This window comes from Pedobacter xixiisoli, from assembly GCF_900215335.1.
GTDB lineage: Bacteria > Bacteroidota > Bacteroidia > Sphingobacteriales > Sphingobacteriaceae > Pedobacter > Pedobacter xixiisoli.
In genome coordinates this window covers 620,041-643,670 of record NZ_OCMT01000003.1, presented here as the reverse complement: position 1 = coordinate 643,670, position 23,630 = coordinate 620,041, and the positions used below count along the sequence as shown (strand labels likewise).

Below are 23,630 nucleotides of genomic sequence, written 5' to 3'. Positions count from 1 at the left end.
AGCCCTGCTATTCGTGGCTATCTTTTGCTCTTTACCGTCATTTCGAACGCAGAGAGAAATCTATCAGCTAAGTACTACTAACGAACAGATTTAGCGTTGCTTTCTTTCAGTTCTCCTCGTTCCTCGTCGAAATGACGCAAGCAAAAGTATAGCCACTCCTATCAGGTTTAGAGAGCAAAAGCTTATGCAGAAATAGCAAATCGTACGAAATAACTGCTTGCATTTTCATTCTGCTTTTACTTAACTTTAAGTGAATCAAAAACTAAGAAAATGAAAATCGTAAAAACAGTTTTATCAGTCCTCTTTGGATTAATGTTCATCAACGCAGGGCTCGACAAGTTTCTCCATTACATGCCAGTACCGCCCATGGAGGGCGAAATGTTAAAAGTGGGCATGGCCTTTGGCACTATTGTATGGTTAATGCCTTTAATTGGCGCTATAGAATTATTAGGTGGATTGTTATTTGCCATTCCGAAAACTCGTGCTTTAGGGGCAATAGTTATTTTTCCTGTGATGATAGGTATTGTCATACATAATGCCGTTTACATGCCAGAAGGCTTGGCTATCGCTGGCCCACTTTTGGCTATTAACATTTGGATAATTGCCGACAACTGGGGCAAGTACGAACCAATGGTGAGTTAGGCTGTAACTAAAAAAGACTTACTAAGTTTAATAAACTTAGTAAGTCTTCGAAAAGTCGTCATTGCGAGGCACGAAGCAATTTCTATAGTATTAAAATTGCTTCGTACCTATCAATAAAGTAATAACAATCCTATTCAATATTAACCGGTCTATTTTTAGGATACTTTACCTGATATTTCAAATCAATTTTCTTTTGCTCGTTTGGCTGCAATACAAATTGCCAGGTTAATTTTCCGCTTGTTTCATCTAGCTTAGCTTTTGATAGCTCCTGTTTTTCTACTGCGATATCGCTATTGGTAGCTACAGGCAATTGGTCTTCTATGGTCAAATTAACCACTTGACCTTTCCTGTTTTTAACGTCAATTACAAAATGTCTTGTATCTTTTTGCGAAGAGCCAATAAACTGTCTCTCGGTAAAACCTTTCTGCTTTTCTCTTTTTACCGAAACATTTTTATCTACGCCGAGCGATATGGTTAATGTGTCGGTATTCTGAATATCTAATAACGATTTCCCCAAGTAGGTTCCTTCAAAGAAAATATTAGCTTCTCCACTAATGAAATTCACCTCATTGAAATCAGTAATCTTAGCGGTCAAAAATGCATCTTGAGTTACTTTTGGCACTGCATAATATTGGTAATCTGCTTTAAAATCGTAGTTACCAATATCTACCGTAGCTTGTTTACCATCACTTAAGATGGTATAAGGCATCGCGATTTCGAATGTCACATTGGTTTGTTTCTCTACATTTTTAACTTCTAATGGTACGGAAGAAATAGAACCAGTTCCTCTAATTCTAATACCAGCTGCGCTTCCTGCTAAAGCTCCACTCATTTCCTTTTTAGCAACGCCGTAGCCCATCACTACCACTTCGTCTAAAGCTTTGCTATCCTGTTTCAACCGCACATTCAACTGTCCATAAGAAGCGGTCAACTCTTGACGTTCATAACCAACATAACTAAACTCCAAGGTATTTGCACCTGCAGGCATTTGTATAGAGTAGTTACCGCTGGCGTCAGTAACCGTTGCTACTGTTGAGTTTTTAACACGTACCGAAACCCCAGGTAGTGCAGAGTTATCATTTGCATCTACTACTTTACCCTTAACTGCATTTGAAGCAGCAGAAATTGGGTTAAATAAAGAATATCCAGCACTTAGATAACCGATTAAATAAGTTGGTAAATTCGGTTTTTCATTATTGTTAGATGGGTTGCCAGACGACAAAGTAAGTTTTACATTTTTCCAATCTTCACCAGAATTCTGACTTACATTGGCTTTGTACACCAACTGAATTGAGCTTGCTACATCTTTAGCTCTGATATCATAAGTTGGATACCAGCTGGCATTTTTTACTAAATAAGTCAATATAAATTTTCCTTTCGTGGCCGTTTTGCTTGATACTTTCACTATCACATCGTTAGAGTTACCAATAGCTTTGCCGTCTACCTCTGCTGCTTGTCTATTTATCCTATTGATTTCTTCGTACAGTTTATCTATGTCTTTCTGTAACGTAGCCTGTTTACTTTTAGCATCCATTAAACGTTGTTTTTGAAAATCCAATGCTGCTTTAAGTTTTACTAAATCATAATTGACGTTAGGTCCCATTACCGCTTGGTTTTTACCCAACATTTCCTCTTCCGATTTGTAAACAGCCATTTCATTTTTTAAAGTAATGACCCTATCAGAAAGCTCTTCTGATTTAGCTTGTAAAGCCAACTTTTGGTCAGATTTCCTTTTATCCAATAGAAAATTATTTTGTTTAGCAACCGATAGGATGGTAAAATTCCCTTCTCCTTTGGCTTGCAAACTTTGCGCTTCAATACTAGAAGAAAGTCCAGAAAAAATAAGCAGACTTACTCCTTGAGGAACATCTATCTGGTCAGATTGGCGTTGTACCTGCGCACCATTCATAAAAACGGTGACACCAGAAATTTTCGAACTTACGTTAACTTGATTGTCTTGGGCAAAAGCCGCAATATTTAGGAACAGCAGCAATGCAGAAAGTATGTTTTTATTCATGTCGATTGAGTTTTAATATCAACATGATGCAAGATGACCTAAAATTGCATAAGGCTTAAACAAAAAAGCATCACTTTTTTTAGTGATGCTTTTTTTTGTCGTTTATTTCGTCATTGCGAGGCACGAAGCAATCTTAAAGCGATAGAGATTGCTTCGTGCCTCGCAATGACGACCCGAGCCTAATGTATTCCTTTAAAAATTCGGCTCCAACGTATTTTACTGAAGAATGAGCCTTCACTATCTACACTCAACCAAATAAATAAAGCTTTACCTACAATATGGTCTTCTGGTACAAAACCCCAATAACGTGAATCTGCTGAAGAGTGACGGTTATCGCCCATCATCCAATAGTAATCCATTTTAAAGGTATAAGTTGTGGCTTTCTTTCCGTTCAATATCCAATCGTTGCCTACTTTTTCCAATTTATTGCCTTCGTAAATGCGAATGCTTCTTTCATAAAGTGGCATAGTCAAACTGTCTAAAGTCACTGTCCAACCTTTTTTAGGCACTACAAACGGACCATAATTATCTAAATTCCACTTTCTGTTTTTATCATGTGGAAAAATCAATATATCTTGTTCATCAGTTGGAGTTAAATCTTCGGTAACCGACTTTACATAAGGAGATTTTTTTAATTCTTTGATCAAATCTGGTGTACCTTCAAACCTGTATGTGGTAGGAAGTGCAGTTGGTCCAATTTTAAAGCCCATGTCTTCGAAAAGCTTCAAATTTACTTCAGAGGTATTAAATTCCACATTGTAACCAAAACCACCAGTACCCACCAAAGGTTCAGTTTTTCCATTTACTACCGCTAACCCATTTCTCATGCTAATGGTATCTCCAGCAATAGCGATACAACGTTTAATAAAGTTCTCACGTTTATCTACTGGTCTGCTCACTACGTTAAATCCCGACCAAATAGATTCCTTACTTTCTCCACGTAATTGCATTTGATAGTAGTTATCATCTTGACGCTCTAAAACTACCGTATCTCCTTCTGGGAAATTGAACACCACTACATCATTGCGTTTGATATCTTGCAATCCTGGTAATCTTCTATATTTCCACTGCACGCCATCCCAATAAGCTTTAGTACCAGTTAATGGCATGGTATGATGCGCAAAAGGGAAAGCAACAGGTGTCATCGGGATACGAGCACCATAGTTAACCTTGCTTACAAAAAGAAAATCACCAACTAAAAGTGAACGCTCCATTGATCCTGAAGGAATGGTGTAAGCCTCTATAAAAAACACACGAATAATAGTTGCTGCAACTACTGCAAAAACAATAGCATCAACCCATTCCCTAGTTTTAGTCTTTTTCTTTTTTGGCTTATCAGAATTGTTTTTCTTTTGCCAGAATTTCCAGTTCATATTAATTTTTAAAATTAAATATATCAGCTATGCTGTAAAAACCTTTTTTATTTTGCAACCATTCGGCAGCTACCACTGCGCCTAAAGCAAAACCTGCCCTACTGTGCGCTGTGTGTTTAATTTCGATATCATCAACTTCAGAACTGTACACAACAGTGTGCGTTCCTGGTACGTTTTCAATTCTAAGTGATTCGATAAGTAATTGGTCGTTCTTCAATCTATCAGAAATCGGAGTTCCTTCCAGCTCATTAACCCACTCTTTCTTACTATCAATCTGCTCTATAATACCTTCTGCAATTGTCATTGCTGTCCCGCTTGGCGCATCTAATTTTTGTGTATGGTGTATTTCCTCTACTTGCACATCGTAAGCTGGATAGTTGTTCATCAGCTTTGCTAATACTTGGTTTAAGTGAAAGAAAATATTTACGCCAATACTGAAATTAGAACCATAAAGTAAGGTATTGTTACTTGCCTCACAATCATTTTTGATTTTTTGCAACTCACCATACCAACCAGTGGTACCAACTACTACTGGAACTTTAGCTTCGAAACATTTGTAGATATTGCTAACCGCAGCATCTGGAGCACTAAAATCAATAGCTACATCAGCTTTTTTTAGATTTTCGACAGTGAAATCATTTAGATTCTCTATCCCTACTTTAAGTACAATTTCGTGACCACGCTCTGTAGCAAATCGTTCTATGATTTGACCCATTTTGCCGTAGCCTAAAAGAGCTATATTCATTTGTTTAGTTTTTATGTTAATATAGAGCTTATTCAAAAAGGTTCTTTCGGCTCTTTATGGTTTATAGTTTAAGCGTTAGTTTTAGTGCTGGCGCAGCATTGCTGAAACCATACATTGTATTAGAATTTATAATGGTTGGTGATAATTTAAGAGACAGGGTATCGTCTACATTAAAAAACTTTAAACGAGCAGTTACGTATGCGTCTAACACGTTTAATCCATATAAACCTAACAAAGAAATAATTACAACTTCACGGTTACGTTTATAGATATTCTTTGCTACCGTAAGTCCGTTTGTATCATATTGCCCCAAGCCGTTATTTGGGTCGGGATTGTTGTTATTCAACTGACGATACTGCAATTCCTGAAGAAATAATTTATAATTTCGGTTATTGTCTAGATAAGACATTACCAATATGGTTCCCCCTGCGTAAATAGCACCAATTTTACCTATAATATAAAGTTTTTGACCTATTCTTTTGCCTTCAGTTCTCCCCGCTTTCACATCGTCCACTACTAACCCATAGTTATAGATTTGCCCTAGACCAGGAAAAATAAGTGACCGGTAAACTGCTTTTTTCCCAGCAATTTTACCTTGATTTACGTATTTCGGTGGAGCAATGGTATCTAACTTAGCAGTAGTGTCTTGCCTAATTGGAGTCGCAGGGGTTTGCGCATTTACAGAAGTAAAAGCAATAAACAGTACAACAGAAAGCAGAAATGCCCGCATTACCAATCTAAGAGTTCTAAAATACGATTAAGGTCTTCGTTATTTACAAAAGGAATTTCTATTGCTCCTTTGCCATTATCATTTACCTTCAGTTTTACTTTGGTAGCAAATTTAGAAGCCAAGTCATTTTGTAGCTTTTGGTATTCGAAAGAAACAGCTTCTTGCTTTATTGGCGCTTTTACCTGCACATGGTGGATACCTCTTACCAATTCTTCTACCTTACGTACCGAAAGTCCTTTATCTAAAATTTCTTGATGGATGAAAAGCTGTTTGCCTTCATCTTCTACAGAGATTAAAGCACGGGCATGACCCATTGAAATTTTGTTATCGCGGATAGAAGCTTGAATTGCAGGTGGAAGTTTCAACAATCTTAAATAGTTGGCAACCGTAGTCCTATTTTTACCTACACGCTCACCCAATTGTTCTGCTTTCAAGTTACACTCGTCAATCATTTGTTGGAAACTTAATGCTACTTCAATAGCATTTAAGTTCTCACGCTGAATGTTTTCGATTAATGCCATTTCCAACATTTGTTGGTTATCGGCAGTACGAATATAAGCTGGAATTTCTGTGAGTCCTGCTAGTTTAGAAGCTCTAAACCTACGTTCTCCAGAAATCAATTGATATTTATTTCCGTTTTTACGAACGGTAATTGGCTGTATTAAACCTTGTACTTTAATCGAGTCTGCTAATTCATTTAGTGCAACTTGATCAAACTCTGTACGTGGTTGGTAAGGGTTGGTCTCTATATCAGCAAGGCTGATGCTGCTAATACTCCCAACCTGTGGCGTTAAATCTATATTTTCTACGGCAGGCTTAGCGGAATTAACCGATTCGTTATCATCCAACAGTGCACTTAATCCTTTACCTAATCCGGTCTTTCTTTGAAAAGTCATCTATGTATCTTAAATAGTTGCTTTGTTTTCTTCTTGCTCTTCTGTAAGCAATCCGTTTTTACGAACAATTTCTCTTGCTAAATTCAAATAGTTGATAGCACCTTTACTATTGGCATCATGCATAATTACAGAGATACCATAACTTGGAGCCTCACTTAAACGAGTGTTACGTTGTATGATCGTTTCAAAAACCAAATCTTGGAAGTGAGTTCTTACCTCTTCTACCACTTGGTTAGATAAACGTAACCTTACATCGTACATGGTTAATAAAATACCTTCAATTTCTAACGCAGGGTTTAACCTGTTTTGTACAATTTTGATGGTATTTAACAATTTGCCCAAACCTTCCAATGCAAAATACTCACATTGTACTGGAATAATCACAGAATCTGCAGCAGTTAAAGAGTTAATGGTAATTAAACCTAACGATGGCGAACAGTCAATAATGATGAAATCGTATTGGTCTTTTACTTTCTCCAATACCGCCTTCATCTTATATTCGCGATTCGTCAAGTTGATCATCTCAATTTCGGCACCTACCAAATCAATGTGGGCAGGTAACAAATCTAAATTTGGCGTATCCGTTTTCACGATGGCATCCGTAGGCTCCACATCATTAATTATGCACTCGTAAATGCTATTTTTGATGTTTCTTGGATCAAAACCAATACCCGAAGTAGAGTTGGCCTGAGGGTCTGCATCAACCAAAAGCGTTCTATATTCTAAAACGGCTAAGCTAGCTGCTAAATTAATAGATGAAGTGGTTTTGCCAACTCCTCCTTTTTGGTTTGCTAAAGCAATAATCTTACTCATTTGTTCTCCTTGAAAACGCCACAACTTGTAATGGCTTAATTTTAAACTAAAAATCTCTAAAAAATGCTATTTTTGTGATGTATAGGCATATTTTAACAATTAGCTAAGATACAAACTAAAACGTAATATTAGTATCGACACCTTTCGTGTTTTACACATCTTATTAACAATTTTTGTATGATAACCATTATAGCCGGAACCAATAGACCTAATAGCAATACGCTTAAAGTTGCTAAATATTATCAAAATCAACTGGCGGAAAAGGGCTTACAAACTAACCTATTTGATTTACAGGAGTTACCGGCCAATTTTATTGCAGATAGTTTGTATGGAAAAAAAACTGAAGCATTCGATAAGATACAAGAATTGATGACAGGTACGAGCAAATTTTTATTCGTTATTCCCGAATATAATGGCAGTTATCCTGGAGTTTTAAAAACCTTAATTGACGCCTGTGCTTTTCCAGAAAGCTTCTATGATAAGAAAGCTTGCCTAGTCGGTATATCTTCTGGCAAGTATGGCAATATCAGAGGAATAGAGCATTTCAATGGCGTTTGTGCTTATCTTCATTTACACGTAATGCCGTTGCGTTTACATATTCCAAATATCAAACTAGAGCTAAATGAGAAAGGCGATTTTTTTGCGGAAGATACTTTAAAGTTCACTAACCAGCAGATGGACAAGTTTGTTGCTTATTAGGTTAACTGGTTAATCGTTGAATTGGTTAACTGAGAACTGCGACTGATTTCTAGTTCCTGATACCTGACCACTTATTGTGCTAACGCATAAACCGCAAATGAGGCTAACCAATGATCGCCGCCATAGTTACCTTTAAAAATTAAGGGCAAGGCATTTGCTAAAAAATGATCGGCAGTAATTTCAAAATGCTTTTTTAACGGATGATTTTTAGGAAGCTGGGCTGCTACACCTTTCATACACCAAGCTCTGGTGAAAGACAACCCAACAAGATGCACTGTTTGATAATCACTTAAATCGCTCACTACAGGCATATCGCTTATCCTTTTGATGCTTCTTTCTTCGTAGAAAACATCTAACCATTTCACAAAATCATCTTTCGCCAAAACTCTTCTCATCAAGTCGGCAATCTCTAAACTCGGAGAAAAGAAATCGGCACCATCTGGCTCCATGTAGGCTGGTGTCTTTTGATTATCCAAATAAAAAGCCTTTGCCTTGTCAACTAGCTGTACTTCGAAAACTTTATCTTTTGTTGCTCTAGCCCAATCCACCGCAAAAACCAAAGCAAAAGCCGTATTACCATGTACACCCGTACGGTTTGGATAAGTTTGTTTTGGCAGATAAGCTTTCCAAAGTTCTAAAATCTGTTTGGTTAAAGGCTGTAAAGCTGCATGCCATTTTTTCGCTTTTGGATGATCCCATTCCAAAAGCTCCTGATCTAATTTTAACAACCAAGCCCAACCATAAGTACGTTCAAATATTTTAGCTAGCTCGTACTTTTTAAAGTAATCCGCCTCTGCTTGCATATTTTCGGTAGTAAAGGTTTGATCAAGCTTTGCAATAATTTCTGCTTTGTTTTTGATATCTGGGAAAGTCTTTAACAAATGAACCAACATCCAATGTCCATGTACCAAACTGTGCCAATCAAAGCATCCGTAAAAACCAGGATGCAATTCTGCAGGAGTTAACTTCGCATCATTAGCAGAATTAATAGTATGCGCCGTCTTGTTAGGATATTCTTTATCCATACAATGCAAAGGCAACAAAGATAGTTTTTCAGCATTTTCCCTATCTAACTTTGGTGCTGTTTGCGCATAAGCCAAAGAAGAAACCAATAATAAAGGCAGTAATATTTTTTTCATCCTATGAATTTGCTAATTGCTTAAACTGACAACTAATCCCTGATACCTAACCACTAATTCCTAGACAGTAAATCTTATCCACTTATCTCCTTCATAGCCAAAAATAAAATGCCCTGGATGTATCATCTCGGCAATATCCTCTACCAATGCCACCGCTTCTTCAGGCTTAGAAAGGCGATAATCATCCGCCAAAAGGCAAACCCTACTGAATTTTACTGCAGGCCAATTTTCATCAAGCAACACTGGCACTTTACGCATTAAATCATCTAGCAGTTTAGTTTCCTCATGAAAAATAATATAAACGGCTTCCATAGGCTGTGTGGTTATTGCAGCACCGCCCAACTCTGCAATTGCAGCAAGCTCTAAATGTGGATGTCCCTCTGAATCTAAGAAGCACACCGGCACCTTATCTGTGAACTTAATCTTGTGTTCAACAATGGCTAAACGCTCCAGTAATTCTTCACGCAATTCTGCATTGTTTTCGGTATTTATAAGTTCACTTAAAGAAGACATCTGAATTTATTATTTGTATAGTGTACAACAAAAATCATTTAATCATTAAGCAATTAAGAAATATTAAGAGAAAGTAGTTTTGCTACCTCAAAAACTTAATGTACCTTAACTTCTCAATGTTTTTAATTGCACAAAAATAGTATTTCCATTTTCGATGCGTACCATTAAGCTTAATATATTTTATTTTTGCTGTATCATTATCCTCTTTTCTTGCAAAAGCAATAAGAATAGCGACAAAAAAGTGTTCAATATCAATTTAGACCAGAACCTAACTTCACTAGATCCGGCTTTTGCCCGTAACCAAAATGCCATTTGGATGATTAACCAAATCTTTAATGGATTAGTACAGGTAGATAAAAACTTGAATACTGTTCCATGTATCGCAAAATCATGGAAAGTTTCTGAAGATGGGCTTAACTATACTTTTGATTTACGAAACGATGTTTTCTTTCAGGATGATGCCTTATTTAAGAACGGCAAAGGCAGAAAAGTTACCGCACAAGACTTCGTTTACAGCTTTTACCGTCTAATTGATCCAAAAGTAGCCTCTTCTGGCGGATGGATTTTTAGTGATAAAGTAAAAGACCAAAGTAGCTTTGTAGCGCTTAACGACAGCACTTTTCAAATCAAACTGGTAAAACCTTTCCCTGCTTTCATAAATTTACTTACAGCGCAGTATTGTTCGGTTGTACCCAAAGAGGTGGTAGAGCATTATGGTAAAGATTTCAGAAATCATCCGGTAGGTACTGGACCTTTTAAGTTTAAGTATTGGAAGGAAGACGAAGTTTTGGTATTGCTTAAAAATGAAAATTATTTTGAGAAAGACAGTACTGGTCAGCGAATGCCATTTTTGGATGCCGTAAAAGCAACTTTCATTAACGACAAGCAAAGTGCTTTCATGAATTTCCTTAAAAAAGACTTAGATTTCTTTTATAGTGTTGATGGAAGTTATAGAGACGATATTTTAACAAAAAGCGGTCAAATGACGAGCAAATATAAAAGCCAATTTCAATTGATCAAAGGCGCTTATTTGTGTACCGAGTATGTAGGCATTTTAGTGGACCCCGATAAAGACATCGTTAAAAGTTCTCCCTTACGCTTCAAAAAAGTTAGGCAGGCCATTAATTATGCTATCGATAGGAAAAAACTAATTAAATATTTACGTAATAGTATTGGCACCCCTGCCACTTCTGGTTTTATTCCAAAGGGAATGCCTGGATTCGACAGTACAAAAGTTAAAGGCTACGATTACAATCCAACTTTGGCCGCCAAACTACTTGCAGAAGCTGGATTCCCAAATGGAAAAGGAATGCCAGAAATAAAGCTGAGTACTTCTACCACTTATAGAGATTTGATTGAGTTTATTCAAGGTGAACTTAGCAACCTAGGCATTAAAGTAAAAGTAGATGTCAGTCCGAGTGCGAGCTTAAGAGATTTAATGTCTAAGAATGAGGTTGTGTTTTTCAGAGGTTCTTGGATTGCTGATTATCCTGATGGTGAAAATTACCTTTCGGTTTTCTACTCTAAAAACAAAGTTCCCTTTGGACCAAACTACACCGGTTATTTCAATAAAGAATTTGACAGACTGTTTGAGCAAAGTTACTACGAAAATAATCCTCAGAAACGTTTTGAACTTTATCGCAGAATGGACAACATGGTCATGGAACATGCATCCGTAGTTCCAATTTTATATGACCAATCGGTAGTGATGCTACAAAACAACATTAGCGGCTACAATATCAATCCGTTAAGTTTAATGATTTTGAAGGGCGTTAAAAAGAATTAACTACAATCCCATTTCTTCTCGATATTCTTGCTGTAGCTCCATCAAGCATTTGGCGCATAAACAACCATCATAAAGCTCGCTAACATATTGCACCTCGTTAATACTTAACTGAACCACGCTGCATTGGCATTTGGTGTAGGCATTTGCCTTGCATTCAATAGCAGTGTTGCATCGCTCGCAGGCAATGATTTCGTGTTTGCTATGTTTTAAGGTTGTAGGCATAAGGTAAAAGGCCGAAGGTATGACCCCTATTGCATTACAAAAGTACGGACAAAAAATAAGGTTCTGAACTTTATGTCCAGAACCTTGATATTATTGCTTTATCATGAAGTTCATTGGTTCGTTCTAAAATTAATTAACCAATGACTAATGACTATTTTATCCAGAGCAGCTAATGCAACCCTCTTCCATTGAGCAAACCGGTCCGTCTACAATTTCTTCTGCAACTTGCGCTTGCGACATTTCTGAAGGAATTACTGCTTCGATTGCTTTACCACCTTGGTTTTCTACAGTGAACTTAACCGCTTGCGAAGCAGCTTGTGTACGTAGATAATACATACCTGTTTTCAATCCTTTTTTCCAAGCGTAGAAATGCATTGAAGTAAGTTTCGAAGTATTTGGCGCATTGATAAATAAGTTCAACGATTGAGATTGGCAAATATATGCACCTCTATCAGCCGACATATCAATGATGTTCTTCATTTTGATTTCCCAAACTGTTTTGTACAATTCTTTGATATAATCTGGAATTTCAGCAATGTCTTGAATCGATCCGTTAGCCAAGATAATTCTATCTTTCATTTGCGGTGTCCACAAACCTAAAGCTACTAAGTCTTTCAACAAATGTTTATTTACCACAATAAATTCACCGCTTAATACACGACGAGTGTAGATATTTGAAGTATACGGCTCGAAACACTCATTGTTACCTAAAATTTGAGAAGTTGAAGCTGTAGGCATTGGGGCAACTAATAACGAGTTGTACACCCCTTTTTTCACTACACGCTTTCTTAAGCTTTCCCAATCCCAACGGTTGCTATCTGGAGTTACATTCCATAAATCGAATTGGAATTGACCTTTTGATAGTGGAGAACCTTTGAAAGTTTTGTAAGCACCATGTTTCTCTGCTAAATCAGCCGAAGCAGTCATGGCAGCAAAATAGATGGTTTCGAAAATATCTTTGTTCAATTGTTTTGCTGAATCACTTTCGAATGGATAACGCATCAAGATAAATGCATCTGCCAAACCTTGTACACCTAAACCAATTGGACGGTGACGCAAGTTCGAGTTTTCAGCTTCTTTTACTGGATAGTAGTTATAATCGATGATTTTATTCAAGTTTAAAGCAGCTTGATAAGTTACATCGTATAATTTTTGGTGGTCAAATTCACCGTTGATTACAAAACGAGGTAATGCCAGTGAAGCCAAGTTACAAACCGCTACTTCATCTTTAGAAGTGTACTCGATAATCTCTGTACATAAGTTCGAAGACTTGATGGTACCCAAGTTTTGCTGATTTGATTTCGCATTAGCTGCATCTTTGTACAACAAATAAGGTGTACCAGTTTCAATTTGCGAATCTAAGATGGCGAACCAAAGTTCTTGCGCTTTAACCACTTTACGAGCTCTACCTTCTTGCTCATATTTAGTGTAAAGTTTGTTAAATTCTTCACTGTGGCAATCTGCTAAACCCGGTGCTTCGTCTGGCGAGAACAAACTCCAATCACCATTTTCTTCTACACGTTGCATAAACAAATCGTTGATCCAAAGTGCGTAGAACAAATCACGAGCACGCATTTCTTCTTTACCGTGGTTTTTACGCAAGTCTAAGAATTCAAAAACATCAGCATGCCAAGGCTCCAAATAAATCGCGAAAGCACCTTTACGTTTACCACCTCCTTGATCTACGTAACGAGCGGTATCATTGAAGACACGTAACATTGGTACAATACCATTACTTGTTCCGTTAGTACCACCAATATAAGCTCCAGTAGCACGGATGTTATGGATGCTTAATCCGATACCACCGGCACTTTGAGAAATCTTTGCAGTTTGCTTTAATGTATCATAAATACCTTCAATGCTGTCATCTTGCATAGTTAACAAGAAACATGATGACATTTGAGGTTTCGGTGTAGCTGCGTTAAACAACGTTGGTGTTGCGTGAGTAAACCAACGCTCACTCATTAAGTTATAGGTAGCTATTGCACTTTCGATATCTTCTTTGTGAATACCAACCGCAACACGCATAAATAAGTGCTGAGGACGCTCTACAATGATACCATTAACTTTCAATAGATATGATTTCTCTAGGGTTTTGAAACCGAAGTAATCGAAACCAAAATCCCTATCATAAATAATGGTACTGTCTAAAATATCAGCGTTATCTTGAATCACTTTCCAAACATCGTCAGCAATTAAAGCAGAATCTTTTCCTGTTTTTGGATCGATGTAGTTAAACAACAATTCCATCGTTTTAGAAAAAGATTTCAAAGTATTTTTATGCAAGTTAGACACGGCAATACGTGAAGCCAACAAAGCATAATCTGGATGTTTTGTAGTTAAAGAAGCTGCTGTTTCTGCTGCCAAGTTATCTAATTCTGATGTAGTTACCCCATCGTACAATCCTTCAATTACTTTTCTAGCAACATCAATAGGATCTACTAATTCAGCATTAAAACCATAGCACAGCTTCTCGATACGAGCTGTAATCTTGTCAAATTTTACCGGTTCTTTACGGCCATCTCTTTTTATTACAAACATCCTTTACAAAATTTAAGGTGCATATTTAAACAGCGGCACCTGGTTTCAAAATATTATTTAGTATTTAGATATAAGTATTTAGTATCTAGACATAATGGAATTTCCTTATACCTAACACCTTACACCTATTACCTTAATTTTAGAAGTCTTCATCTAATGAAAAAGCTTGTGCTTTATCTTCCGAAGAAGTTAACACGCCACTTTTTTGATAATCACCCACACGTTTTTCGAAGAAATTGGTTTTGCCTTGCAGCGAAATCATCTCCATAAAATCGAATGGGTTGGTAGCATTATAAACTTTTGAGTAGCCAAGTTCACCCAACCATCTATCGGCCACAAACTCAATGTATTGTTTCATCAAATCCGCATTCATACCTATCAATTTAACTGGCAATGCATCAGTAATGAAATCCTTCTCAATTTCTACCGCATCTTTAATAATGGTTTGTACTTGTTCTTCGCTCAGTTTGTTCGACAACATGCTGTACAACAAACAAGCAAATTCGCAGTGTGAACCTTCATCTCTAGAAATTAACTCGTTACTGAAGGTTAAACCTGGCATTAAACCACGTTTCTTCAGCCAGAAAATAGAGCAGAAACTACCACTAAAGAAAATACCTTCTACCGCAGCAAAAGCCACCAAACGTTCTGCAAAAGTTCCATTTTCAATCCAGCGCAATGCCCATTCCGCTTTTTTCTTTACCGCTGGAACGGTATCAATAGCGTGGAACAATCTATCTTTCTCTTCAGGATCTTTAACATAAGTATCAATTAACAATGCGTAGGTCTCAGAATGGATATTTTCCATCATGATCTGGAAACCATAATAGCAACGTGCTTCAGGAATTTGAACTTCGCTCATAAAATTTACCGCTAGGTTTTCATTTACGATGCCATCACTTGCAGCAAAGAAAGCAAGGATGTGAGAGATGAAGTGACGCTCTCCGCTATTCAAGTTTTCCCAATGCTTAATATCGTCAGACAAATCAATTTCTTCTGCAGTCCAAAAGCTGGCTTCAGCTTTTTTATACATCTCCCAAATTGCCGGAAATTTGATTGGCAAAAGCACAAAGCGGTCTTTGTTTTCTCTCAATAATAGTTCATCTTCCATAATCACTCTTTTTTTACATTCTTAAAAATACAGTTGCAGCAAACACATCATCAGTTCTTTCTTATTGGATTTAGCAGCCCAAGAAACCTTACTTAGTTTATAAATGGATAAGGAGTTTAAAAAACTGTCCTTTTTAACAAACTAAATAGCAATTAGTTAAATAATAATATGGGTGCTTTCTATTAAAGAACTTCGTATAACAAATATAAAAGTTAGGGTTTTTTTTACGCTACAAAGTTGTTAACATGTGCCTGTGATGATGTCTATTTCTAATCAGATTTTTGTCAGAAACATCGAGAAAAAAAGCTAATTATTTCTTTTTAAGGACTTAGTAAACAGAAATAAGTGTTAATAATTTTAAAAAGAGTCTAAATAACAGACCTTTATTTAAGCACATAAGAAATTTCGACTTTGGCGTATCCCAAACGATAAATCCCTATTGCTTGGGCTGCAGCTTTAGAAATATCTAATGAAAATTTCTTACTGAAAGGACCTCTATCATTCACTCTTACGTCTACAGTTTTACCTGTGTGTATGTTCCTAACGGTGATTATGGTACCAAAGGGAAGAGTGCGGTGTGCGGCAGTAAATTTGGCACTACGATAGCGCTCTCCACTGGTAGTTTTTCTGCCTTCGAACTTTTTAGCGTAGTAAGTGGTAAAAATAATTTTCTTGGTGGTATCCGCAACCGTAGTTACTACATCTTGTGATTTCGCACCAAATGCAATCAAGCATAAGAACAACAATAATCTCATAGGTTGACGATGGTTAATAAAACGTTCCAATTGAATTGTTTTTCTGTTATAAATGGATGACAAATATAAAAAGCCTAACTGATGAAAAGGCAGGCCCTCTATAAAAAAAAAGCCCCGAAATAAATTCGGGGCTTTAAAATTTTGTAAGCTAAAATTACTCAGCTACTACTTCGAAAGGAACTTTTACTTTAACTTCTTTGTGTAAGTTTAAGTTAGCTACATATTCACCTAAAGTTTTAGGCTCAGTTTCGAAAGTAATACGACGACGATCAACCTCAAAACCTTTAGCTTTTAATGCGTCAGCCACTTGAATAGTGTTAACAGCACCAAAGATTTTACCAGTTTCGCCTGCTTTAGCACCGATGCTTAATTTCACATCAGCTAATTGAGCAGCTACACCTTCAGCATCTTTCTTAATTTTATCTTGTTTAAAAGCAGCTTGCTTTAAGTTTTCTGCTAATACTTTTTTTGCAGAAGGAGTTGCTAAAGTTGCAAAACCTTGTGGAATTAAGTAGTTACGACCATAACCTGGTTTTACCGTAACGATATCATCTTTTTCACCTAGTGATTTGATATCTTGCTTTAAAATAATTTCCATTGCTCAGCTCCTATTTTAATTGGTCAGTAACGAAAGGCAACAAACCGATGTGACGAGCACGTTTTACCGCTTGAGCCACTTTACGTTGAAACTTCAAAGAAGTACCAGTTAAACGACGAGGTAAAATTTTACCTTGCTCATTAACGAACTTCAACAAAAAGTTTGCGTCTTTGTAATCAATATATTTAATACCATTTTTCTTGAAACGGCAATATTTTTTTCTGTTATCCTCCACTTTTGGAGCAGTAACATATTGGATTTGATCTCTTGCCATTACGCTGAAGCCTCCTCTTTCTTAGGTTTTTTGTTAAAAGCACCACTGCGTTTTTTCTCGCTGTATGCAATAGCATGACGATCTAATCTCACAGTTAAGAAACGTAAAACACGCTCATCACGTTTCAATTCTAGCTCTAACTTGTTTATTAATTCACCACCAGATTTGTATTCTGTAAGGTGAAAGAATCCGTTTCCTTTCTTGTCGATCGGATACGCTAATTTTCTCAAACCCCAATTATCTTCTGCGATAATTTCGGCTCCGCTATCTTTAATGATTGCTGTAAATTTCGCTAATGCTTCTTTTGCAGCTTCTTCAGATAACAATGGGGTAAGAACGATAACAGTTTCGTACTGATTCATTGTTGTATTTAATTAATTTTTTAATTTATTCCGTCCTAAAACGGGCTGCAAATGTAACAATATATTTCTATAAATCAAAGTGTTGTTTCGGAAAAACTGGAAGCAATCATTTTAGCATTAAATAAAAACATTATCCTGATGTTATTGCATTATGCGAGATGCAAACTCTAGTCTAAAAATGATAGTTAACACCAGCTTGAATTCTTGTTCTAAAAAAAGTAAACCTTACTTGGTCATTAACAAGGCTGGGAAATCCGTAAGAGGCGGCAAATTCTAATTTTTTCCCAATTCTTCCACCTAATTTCAATGACAAATCCCAAGTTAGTAAACTAATCTTTGGCTCTGCTAAAAGTGTTTCACCTGTATCATCGCTCATAGTGTAAGTATTTTTTGAGGCAAAAGCATAATAAATTCCGACTCCACCTCCAAAATAAAAGCTATAATTCGGCTTACTTAAAAGATTATACCCTACCGAAGGATTAAAATAAACATTTGTTTGTCTTAATTGATAGGTATAGATTTCTTTAGAAGTAACTAGACCAGATCCATCCACAATACTGTTTTTAGTCATCGAGACACCAAGTTCGGGCTTAAAAAACAATCTACGATAAACCGGATTAGCATAAATATCTGCACCAACCACAAAATAAGGCAGTACAGAACCATCCAGTACTGCAGTAGACCTAAAGATATTAGTGCCATCATGCTTTAACTTACTAGAAAGCAAACCAAACCCAACATAAAAGCTATGCCTTGGGTATTTCGAATTAGCCACGACATCTTTCTTTTTTCCTATTTCATTATTTATAAGTGCTACGGCTTTTAGCATATCAGAACGACCGTAGTTAGCCCTATTCAACCATAAATCATTTTTTTCAGATACGTTGTATTTTCTAAACCAGAGAACTAACTGATTCCTAAATAAGCTACTAGTAGTGAAAGTTCTAGCGTTAGATTCTATATATCGATACAACATTAATTCTTCGGGCTCTTCCGAAGAATTATCTCCGATGTAAAATCTTGTTTTGATTTTATCTGAGTATTCATAAAGAGTTACGTTCTGCCCTTTTTGCAAAACCTTAAGAAAAACTGTTTTCCAAACCCAAGAGGTATCAATACCTCCCCTAACATTCGAAAGATTAACTTCACCAAGGCTTAATTTAACAGAATGTCTTTCATAGCTTTCCATTTGATCAATTCCAAATCCTAAACTAGTTTGAATATCATAAACTAAAGGCTTATCACCGAGATTGGCTTTAAATTTAACAGCTTCTGGACTAAAACTCTTTTCGCCAATTGAGACATATCCTTTCAATTTTTCTCCAGCAGAGGTGATTAAATACCCCTCGACGTATCTATTTTGTGAGAAACAATAAATAGGCAAAAAGGCAATTAGAAGAGTTAAAATATTCTTTGAAATTAGCTTAAACATAATGAGAAGTAATTTGGATTCGCCGCAATGATAAGATTTTTTCTTAAAAAAAACGATTTAAGATACACCTGCTTTTAAAGTTCATAACTTATAATAAAGATACAGTAATGATCAAAAACAAAAAGCATCACCAAACGGTAATGCTTTCACTCTCTCTTATATATATGCTAAAACTAAAGCCTGATTGTTTCTGAGTACTCTTGACCAGCAGATCTGATCACAAAAGTTAACTCTTTTGACATTGTTTTACTAACGTCGAATTTCTTTGCAACTTTCGAATCACTGCTGTAAACATCATCATGCAGTTTTTCGTTGTACTCATTATAGATTACCATTTCAACTTGTCCAGCACATACGCCATTCAAATCTAAAGTCACCATATTATTTTCCTTAACTAATAACGGTCTTTTAATTTCAACCACTGTTGGTTGCGAAAGCACAGCGTTACCAGCATTAATTGCGATTTGGTACGTAACTACTTTTGAGCTTGATTCCATTTTAAGTTGATAAGCTCCTTCTGGAAGTGAACTTAAATCATAAGTCTGGAATTTATTACCAATAGTTTTGATGTGATCTTGGTAAAGAATCTCATCATCGGCAGCATATAGGGTCACGTCAAATTCTTTTGCATCGTTAGTAATAAAGCTCACCCATTTGCTATTTTCTTTGGCTACTTTAACCAAAAGCTCCATATCATCTGCTTTAGCAACATTTGCCATCAACACGGTAAGGATAACTAAACTAAAATTGAATAACTTTCTCATTGTGATTTGCCTTAATTGTTAATACTTATTTAACACTAGCAAATGTAGGAACTAATTACACCCATATTGTATCCCATATTCACTAATATATATGCTATTTTAACAACATAATACACAAAAAAAGCAAAACAAAGCAAAAACACATATTTTTTAGTTAATTTAGCATCATTAACATGAAAAAGATAAAACCTAGCTTTGAGCTCATAGAACCTTCGTTTGGAAGTTCGTTTTACTATTCTAAGTATCAACAAAACGCCAACAACAAAGCACACCTTTGGCACTACCATCCAGAAATAGAGATGGTATTTGTAAATGGAGGAACCGGTAAGCGCCAAATAGGAAGTCATATTTCTTACTATACAGATGGAGATTTGATTTTAATTGGCAGCAATTTGCCACATTGTGGATTTACAGACGAGACCACAGGAAACACCAATGAGGTGGTAATACAAATGAAACCTGATTTTCTGGGTACCGGCTTTCTGACGCTAAAAGAAACTAAAGGTATTGTGAATTTATTTGAGAAGGCCAAATATGGTATCGCCTTTGGCAAGGACACCATGAAACTGGTAGGGCCAATTTTAGATAAAATGAATACCATGTGGCCATTCGAGAAGTTAATGGCACTTTTAGCGGTACTTAGAGAATTGGAACAGGCATCGGATTACAAACTTCTAAATGCCCAAAACTTCTCTTTAGAGATGCAAGCACAAGACAACGATAGAATAAACATGGTTTTTAATTATGTGAAAGACCATTTTACCGAAGAAATTAGCTTAGACCAAGTGGCAGAAATGACCAGCATGACTGTTCCTGCATTTTGTAGGTACTTTAAAAAAATGACCAAAAAGACCTTCACCAAGTTTGTAAACGAATATAGAGTAGTACATGCTTCGAAGCTTTTGGCAGAAAAACCAACCAGCATTGCCAACATTAGCTACGAAAGTGGTTTCCATAACTTTAGCCATTTTAATAAGATTTTTAAGGAGTTTACAGGCAAGAGCGCATCGCAGTATAGGAAAGAATTGAAGTCTATTATATGAGTAGTCAGGAATCAGTGGTCAGGTGTCAGTATTAGGATTAACCAGTTAAACGATTCAAACAGTTCACCAAAGAGGTGTTAGTGCCCAATCAAGACCAACAAGCCTCTGCGATTTTTCAACATTCCAACTTTCAACATTTCAACTCCGTAAAAATTCCCTATTTTCGTGCCGATGGAAAATTTTATTGTTTCTGCCCGCAAATATCGCCCAGCCACGTTCGAAACCGTAGTTGGTCAGCAGCATATTACCGGAACTTTAAAAAACGCCATTAAAAACAACCAACTGGCACAAGCTTTTCTATTTTGCGGACCGCGTGGTGTGGGTAAAACCACCTGTGCTCGTATCTTAGCGAAAACCATTAATTGTACCAGCTTAACTGCCGAGCAAGAAGCTTGTGGCACTTGCGAAAGCTGCCAATCTTTCCAATCGGGACATTCTTTCAACTTTCATGAACTAGATGCCGCTTCTAACAACTCTGTTGACGACATCAGAAGTTTGATTGAACAGGTGAGAATACCGCCACAAGCTGGAAAATATAAAATCTACATTATAGATGAGGTTCACATGTTATCTACGAGTGCATTTAATGCCTTTTTGAAAACATTGGAAGAACCACCTTCTTATGCGATATTTATTTTAGCTACTACAGAGAAACATAAAATATTGCCAACCATTTTATCTCGTTGTCAGATTTTTGATTTCAACAGGATACAGGTTGATGACATTTCTAATCACTTAGCTAAAATTGCCGAAAGAGAAAGTATCTCTACCGACAATGATGGTCTACACATCATCGCCCAAAAAGCTGATGGCGGTTTGCGTGATGCGCTTTCTATGTTTGACCAGATTGTTAGCTACACCAACCGAAATGTAACTTACAAGGCAGTAATTGACAATCTGAATATCTTAGATTACGATTACTACTTTAAACTTACCGATTTTTTAACCAGTGGCGATGTGAGCAATACGCTCCTACTTTTCAATGAAATATTGAATAATGGTTTCGATGGCAATAACTTCATCAATGGTTTAGCTGGTCACTTTAGAAACCTATTGGTTGGTAAAGACAATCAGACCATACAGTTATTAGAGGTAAGCGAAAATATTAAGCAGAAATACTTGGCACAAAGCAACGGTGCTAATTTAGGATTTATCTTAACGGCACTAAACTTAGCCAACCAATGCGACCTTAATTATAAGAACAGCAAAAATCAGCGGTTACAGGTTGAGCTGGCACTCATCAAAATGTGTCACATTCCATCCGTAATTCAACTCGCCAATACAGCAACTGACCAAGATCAGGATAAAAAAAAAACTTTAGTTAGTTCCGGAGAAGCTCAAAGCGTAAAGCCGAAAGACCAAAGTGAAGTAAAGTCCGAAAGTCCGAAAGTTAGTAGCCCAATACCTGTAGAAAAGCCAGTGGCTGTAGCTCAAGAAGCGGTTAAAGCAGCTCCTACAAAAGTAGAGATTCCTAATAGCATGCCTCCTACTTCCCCAATCAAGATACAACCCTTGGCTAAAAGTACTGGAGGTTCATTAATTCCTTCGTTAACAGATTTTAGTAATGGAGGTAACCTAGAGGGAGAAGACAAAGGTCCGCAATATGTTAGTGGTAGTGATAAACAAGCCTTTACCCAAGACCAGTTTATGGCAGTGTGGAAGCAATGTATTGCCAAGGCAAACGCCGAAGACAAAATACATTTGTTTACCTTACTAAGTAGTAACGAACCTGTATTAGATGGATACGATATTATCGTTTCTATCGAGAACATAGCCCTTGAAAGCACATTGCAAGACGAAAAAATTGAGCTGCTTAACTTTATCAGGTCGCAACTCAAAAATTTCGATATTCAAATTGTTACCAAGCGGATAGAACCCAAACAAAGCAACAGAATTTATAGCAATAAAGATAAATACGCCTATTTAGTTGAGAAAAATCCTCAGCTAGAAGAATTGCGTAAACGTTTTAATTTAGACCTGCTGCCTTAGTTAGGTCTATCATTTTTCGGATACCCCTCTTCATCCAAATCATCCCTAAAATCTTCTTCAGTTTGCGCCAATAATTTGTCTGCTGGGTCTAGTAGCACACTATCTCCGGTTTCGTCTATGTGCATTGCATTACCGTCAATTTGCTCATCAACCTGCCCGTCTTCATCGTATTCATTACCAACGTATGGGTTTGCCTCATCATATGTCGAAACACTGTCTTCTCCATTTGGTGCAGAAGTATCATAAGGCAGCGGATGATCGTAGTCTTTCTCTTCGCCTTTCACATCAAATTCAAAGCTGTTTTTATCCTTATCATACGATAATTCATTAAAATCTTTGGTTTCACCCAAATCGCTGGCGTGTAATTTATCGTTAGCTGGTTTTTGATTTTCCATGATGCTAGTATTTATTTAGTATTTAGTATTTAGTATTTAGTATTTAGTATTTAGTATTTAGTATTTAGAGAAACCTGTTCAGTTTCATATTGTTTTTCCGTGAGCTTAATATTTTTATTTTGAAGCGCAGTTTCTTTGCTACGATTATCCGAAAGTCCCGCTTTCACTTTTAGTCCCTTCCTTTGGTCGGGCGCTAAGCCGTTCAATCGGGGCTATTTAACTCAATGTAGTGCTTTTAGGTTAGGTATGCCTACCTAGCACATTTATAAACTCTGTGTTTTTTCTTCCGTCAGCTAAAGCAGACGGCAATGAACCCCTATTAAAGCTCTATTTCGATTTTTATTTATGCTCATTAAAAGTAATTTCAACATTTTGTTATTGTGATAAAACAAATGTTTACAAGTTCATTGTCATTTGGCTTTAACCAACAGGCAACTAGAAATAAAACCCTATAAAGCTTTATTTTCGATAGGATCCATTTTATGTATGCTCACTAAACAAATATTTACAAATTCATTGCCGTTCGGCTTTAGCCAACGGACAATAGAAATTAAGCTTTCAGGCTTTAGCCAAAACATTTTGAAATTTGAGGGGCGCTGCATTAAATTTCTTTTGCTGGCCTATGTAAAATAGACCCGATAGTAGCGAAAAGCTCCCGATTTAAACATTTGTCGGAATAGTTTATGGTATGCTTTGTTGTTTTACAGGTTTCGTCGGGACTTGTAGCAAATAGCGGGACGAAACTTTAATAGTAGCTTAGAAAGTGCTCTTCAAAAAATAAAACGCTCTAA

23 protein-coding genes are annotated in these 23,630 nt (G+C 36.6%); 5 read left to right on the top strand and 18 right to left on the bottom strand.

The window, feature by feature from the left end:
* Positions 1–270: 270 nt before the first annotated feature.
* Positions 271–642 (top strand): DoxX family protein, encoded by a 372-nt coding sequence (locus CRO54_RS14940; protein WP_097132871.1) that lies wholly within the window; start codon positions 271–273, stop codon positions 640–642.
* Between the two features lie 130 nt (positions 643–772).
* On the opposite strand, the gene CRO54_RS14935 is transcribed toward CRO54_RS14940, so the two are convergent.
* From CRO54_RS14935 to CRO54_RS14910, 6 genes are all read right to left on the bottom strand, one after another.
* Positions 773–2,659 carry a mucoidy inhibitor MuiA family protein gene (locus CRO54_RS14935; protein ID WP_097132870.1) on the bottom strand — a complete coding sequence of 629 codons (1,887 nt, stop codon included), beginning with the start codon at positions 2,657–2,659 and terminating at the stop codon, positions 773–775.
* 179 nt (positions 2,660–2,838) lie between these two features.
* On the bottom strand, positions 2,839–4,032 hold the full coding sequence (gene lepB / locus CRO54_RS14930) for a signal peptidase I (RefSeq protein ID WP_097132869.1): 1,194 nt from the start codon (positions 4,030–4,032) through the stop codon (positions 2,839–2,841).
* Position 4,033: 1 nt separating this feature from the next.
* Positions 4,034–4,777, bottom strand: coding sequence for a 4-hydroxy-tetrahydrodipicolinate reductase (gene dapB / locus CRO54_RS14925; protein ID WP_097132868.1), 744 nt, complete (start codon positions 4,775–4,777; stop codon positions 4,034–4,036).
* Positions 4,778–4,838: 61 nt separating this feature from the next.
* Entirely contained in the window at positions 4,839–5,507 is a 669-nt protein-coding gene (locus CRO54_RS14920; protein WP_097132867.1) for a DUF5683 domain-containing protein, read from the bottom strand.
* Positions 5,507–6,403, bottom strand: coding sequence for a ParB/RepB/Spo0J family partition protein (locus CRO54_RS14915; protein WP_097132866.1), 897 nt, complete (start codon positions 6,401–6,403; stop codon positions 5,507–5,509). The genes CRO54_RS14920 and CRO54_RS14915 overlap by 1 nt, the downstream gene beginning before the upstream one ends.
* 9 nt (positions 6,404–6,412) lie before the next feature.
* Complete coding sequence (locus CRO54_RS14910; protein ID WP_097133107.1) at positions 6,413–7,216, bottom strand: ParA family protein; 804 nt, start codon at positions 7,214–7,216, stop codon at positions 6,413–6,415.
* 177 nt (positions 7,217–7,393) lie between these two features.
* Here CRO54_RS14910 and CRO54_RS14905 point away from each other — a divergent pair, with 177 nt between their 5' ends.
* Complete coding sequence (locus CRO54_RS14905; protein ID WP_097132865.1) at positions 7,394–7,915, top strand: NADPH-dependent FMN reductase; 522 nt, start codon at positions 7,394–7,396, stop codon at positions 7,913–7,915.
* Between the two features lie 71 nt (positions 7,916–7,986).
* Here the strand turns inward: CRO54_RS14905 and CRO54_RS14900 are convergent, their stop codons facing one another.
* On the bottom strand, positions 7,987–9,054 hold the full coding sequence (locus CRO54_RS14900; protein ID WP_097132864.1) for a DUF2891 domain-containing protein: 1,068 nt from the start codon (positions 9,052–9,054) through the stop codon (positions 7,987–7,989).
* A 60-nt stretch (positions 9,055–9,114) separates the two neighbouring features.
* Positions 9,115–9,567 carry a hypothetical protein gene (locus CRO54_RS14895; RefSeq protein ID WP_097132863.1) on the bottom strand — a complete coding sequence of 151 codons (453 nt, stop codon included), beginning with the start codon at positions 9,565–9,567 and terminating at the stop codon, positions 9,115–9,117.
* A gap of 241 nt (positions 9,568–9,808) precedes the next feature.
* On the opposite strand from CRO54_RS14895, the gene CRO54_RS14890 reads away from it, so the two are divergent.
* Positions 9,809–11,353, top strand: a complete 1,545-nt coding sequence (locus CRO54_RS14890; RefSeq protein ID WP_338065629.1) for an ABC transporter substrate-binding protein — start codon at positions 9,809–9,811, stop codon at positions 11,351–11,353.
* On the opposite strand, the gene CRO54_RS14885 is transcribed toward CRO54_RS14890, so the two are convergent.
* The 9 genes from CRO54_RS14885 to CRO54_RS14845 all read right to left on the bottom strand — a co-directional run bounded on the left by CRO54_RS14885 (position 11,354) and on the right by CRO54_RS14845 (position 19,412).
* Positions 11,354–11,575, bottom strand: a complete 222-nt coding sequence (locus tag CRO54_RS14885) for a cysteine-rich CWC family protein (RefSeq protein WP_097132861.1) — start codon at positions 11,573–11,575, stop codon at positions 11,354–11,356.
* A 156-nt stretch (positions 11,576–11,731) separates the two neighbouring features.
* Positions 11,732–14,116: a ribonucleoside-diphosphate reductase subunit alpha gene (locus tag CRO54_RS14880; RefSeq protein WP_097132860.1), complete on the bottom strand. Its 2,385-nt coding sequence runs from the start codon at positions 14,114–14,116 to the stop codon at positions 11,732–11,734.
* 139 nt (positions 14,117–14,255) lie between these two features.
* Positions 14,256–15,227 carry a ribonucleoside-diphosphate reductase small subunit gene (locus CRO54_RS14875; protein ID WP_240775126.1) on the bottom strand — a complete coding sequence of 324 codons (972 nt, stop codon included), beginning with the start codon at positions 15,225–15,227 and terminating at the stop codon, positions 14,256–14,258.
* A gap of 383 nt (positions 15,228–15,610) precedes the next feature.
* Positions 15,611–15,982, bottom strand: coding sequence for a septal ring lytic transglycosylase RlpA family protein (locus tag CRO54_RS14870; protein ID WP_097132859.1), 372 nt, complete (start codon positions 15,980–15,982; stop codon positions 15,611–15,613).
* A gap of 154 nt (positions 15,983–16,136) precedes the next feature.
* Positions 16,137–16,580 carry a 50S ribosomal protein L9 gene (rplI, locus tag CRO54_RS14865; protein WP_097132858.1) on the bottom strand — a complete coding sequence of 148 codons (444 nt, stop codon included), beginning with the start codon at positions 16,578–16,580 and terminating at the stop codon, positions 16,137–16,139.
* 10 nt (positions 16,581–16,590) lie between these two features.
* Positions 16,591–16,854: a 30S ribosomal protein S18 gene (rpsR, locus tag CRO54_RS14860; protein ID WP_097132857.1), complete on the bottom strand. Its 264-nt coding sequence runs from the start codon at positions 16,852–16,854 to the stop codon at positions 16,591–16,593.
* Positions 16,854–17,216 carry a 30S ribosomal protein S6 gene (gene rpsF, locus CRO54_RS14855; RefSeq protein ID WP_097132856.1) on the bottom strand — a complete coding sequence of 121 codons (363 nt, stop codon included), beginning with the start codon at positions 17,214–17,216 and terminating at the stop codon, positions 16,854–16,856. Before rpsF ends, rpsR begins: the two co-directional genes overlap by 1 nt.
* A gap of 172 nt (positions 17,217–17,388) precedes the next feature.
* Positions 17,389–18,648 (bottom strand): hypothetical protein, encoded by a 1,260-nt coding sequence (locus CRO54_RS14850; protein ID WP_097132855.1) that lies wholly within the window; start codon positions 18,646–18,648, stop codon positions 17,389–17,391.
* 173 nt (positions 18,649–18,821) lie between these two features.
* Complete coding sequence (locus tag CRO54_RS14845; RefSeq protein WP_097132854.1) at positions 18,822–19,412, bottom strand: hypothetical protein; 591 nt, start codon at positions 19,410–19,412, stop codon at positions 18,822–18,824.
* Positions 19,413–19,585: 173 nt separating this feature from the next.
* Between CRO54_RS14845 and CRO54_RS14840 the strand changes: the two genes are divergently transcribed.
* Both CRO54_RS14840 and CRO54_RS14835 read left to right on the top strand, forming a co-directional pair.
* The gene (locus tag CRO54_RS14840) at positions 19,586–20,455 is read left to right on the top strand and encodes an AraC family transcriptional regulator (protein ID WP_097132853.1); all 870 of its coding nucleotides are present in this window, start codon (positions 19,586–19,588) and stop codon (positions 20,453–20,455) included.
* 171 nt (positions 20,456–20,626) lie between these two features.
* The gene (locus CRO54_RS14835) at positions 20,627–22,444 is read left to right on the top strand and encodes a DNA polymerase III subunit gamma/tau (RefSeq protein WP_097132852.1); all 1,818 of its coding nucleotides are present in this window, start codon (positions 20,627–20,629) and stop codon (positions 22,442–22,444) included.
* Here CRO54_RS14835 and CRO54_RS14830 read toward each other — a convergent pair.
* Positions 22,441–22,839: a hypothetical protein gene (locus CRO54_RS14830; RefSeq protein ID WP_097132851.1), complete on the bottom strand. Its 399-nt coding sequence runs from the start codon at positions 22,837–22,839 to the stop codon at positions 22,441–22,443. The two genes, CRO54_RS14835 and CRO54_RS14830, sit on opposite strands and share 4 nt — an antisense overlap.
* Positions 22,840–23,630 lie beyond the last annotated feature (791 nt).

What these genes read in the sequence shown, in the direction of transcription:
- CRO54_RS14940 (WP_097132871.1), top strand. Translation starts at nt 271, where the DNA reads ATGAAAATCGTAAAAACAGTTTTATCAGTCCTCTTTGGATTAATGTTC.
- CRO54_RS14935 (WP_097132870.1), bottom strand. Translation starts at nt 2,659, where the DNA reads ATGAATAAAAACATACTTTCTGCATTGCTGCTGTTCCTAAATATTGCG.
- lepB (WP_097132869.1), bottom strand. Translation starts at nt 4,032, where the DNA reads ATGAACTGGAAATTCTGGCAAAAGAAAAACAATTCTGATAAGCCAAAA.
- dapB (WP_097132868.1), bottom strand. Translation starts at nt 4,777, where the DNA reads ATGAATATAGCTCTTTTAGGCTACGGCAAAATGGGTCAAATCATAGAA.
- CRO54_RS14920 (WP_097132867.1), bottom strand. Translation starts at nt 5,507, where the DNA reads ATGCGGGCATTTCTGCTTTCTGTTGTACTGTTTATTGCTTTTACTTCT.
- CRO54_RS14915 (WP_097132866.1), bottom strand. Translation starts at nt 6,403, where the DNA reads ATGACTTTTCAAAGAAAGACCGGATTAGGTAAAGGATTAAGTGCACTG.
- CRO54_RS14910 (WP_097133107.1), bottom strand. Translation starts at nt 7,216, where the DNA reads ATGAGTAAGATTATTGCTTTAGCAAACCAAAAAGGAGGAGTTGGCAAA.
- CRO54_RS14905 (WP_097132865.1), top strand. Translation starts at nt 7,394, where the DNA reads ATGATAACCATTATAGCCGGAACCAATAGACCTAATAGCAATACGCTT.
- CRO54_RS14900 (WP_097132864.1), bottom strand. Translation starts at nt 9,054, where the DNA reads ATGAAAAAAATATTACTGCCTTTATTATTGGTTTCTTCTTTGGCTTAT.
- CRO54_RS14895 (WP_097132863.1), bottom strand. Translation starts at nt 9,567, where the DNA reads ATGTCTTCTTTAAGTGAACTTATAAATACCGAAAACAATGCAGAATTG.
- CRO54_RS14885 (WP_097132861.1), bottom strand. Translation starts at nt 11,575, where the DNA reads ATGCCTACAACCTTAAAACATAGCAAACACGAAATCATTGCCTGCGAG.
- CRO54_RS14880 (WP_097132860.1), bottom strand. Translation starts at nt 14,116, where the DNA reads ATGTTTGTAATAAAAAGAGATGGCCGTAAAGAACCGGTAAAATTTGAC.
- CRO54_RS14875 (WP_240775126.1), bottom strand. Translation starts at nt 15,227, where the DNA reads ATGGAAGATGAACTATTATTGAGAGAAAACAAAGACCGCTTTGTGCTT.
- CRO54_RS14870 (WP_097132859.1), bottom strand. Translation starts at nt 15,982, where the DNA reads ATGAGATTATTGTTGTTCTTATGCTTGATTGCATTTGGTGCGAAATCA.
- rplI (WP_097132858.1), bottom strand. Translation starts at nt 16,580, where the DNA reads ATGGAAATTATTTTAAAGCAAGATATCAAATCACTAGGTGAAAAAGAT.
- rpsR (WP_097132857.1), bottom strand. Translation starts at nt 16,854, where the DNA reads ATGGCAAGAGATCAAATCCAATATGTTACTGCTCCAAAAGTGGAGGAT.
- rpsF (WP_097132856.1), bottom strand. Translation starts at nt 17,216, where the DNA reads ATGAATCAGTACGAAACTGTTATCGTTCTTACCCCATTGTTATCTGAA.
- CRO54_RS14850 (WP_097132855.1), bottom strand. Translation starts at nt 18,648, where the DNA reads ATGTTTAAGCTAATTTCAAAGAATATTTTAACTCTTCTAATTGCCTTT.
- CRO54_RS14845 (WP_097132854.1), bottom strand. Translation starts at nt 19,412, where the DNA reads ATGAGAAAGTTATTCAATTTTAGTTTAGTTATCCTTACCGTGTTGATG.
- CRO54_RS14840 (WP_097132853.1), top strand. Translation starts at nt 19,586, where the DNA reads ATGAAAAAGATAAAACCTAGCTTTGAGCTCATAGAACCTTCGTTTGGA.
- CRO54_RS14835 (WP_097132852.1), top strand. Translation starts at nt 20,627, where the DNA reads ATGGAAAATTTTATTGTTTCTGCCCGCAAATATCGCCCAGCCACGTTC.
- CRO54_RS14830 (WP_097132851.1), bottom strand. Translation starts at nt 22,839, where the DNA reads ATGGAAAATCAAAAACCAGCTAACGATAAATTACACGCCAGCGATTTG.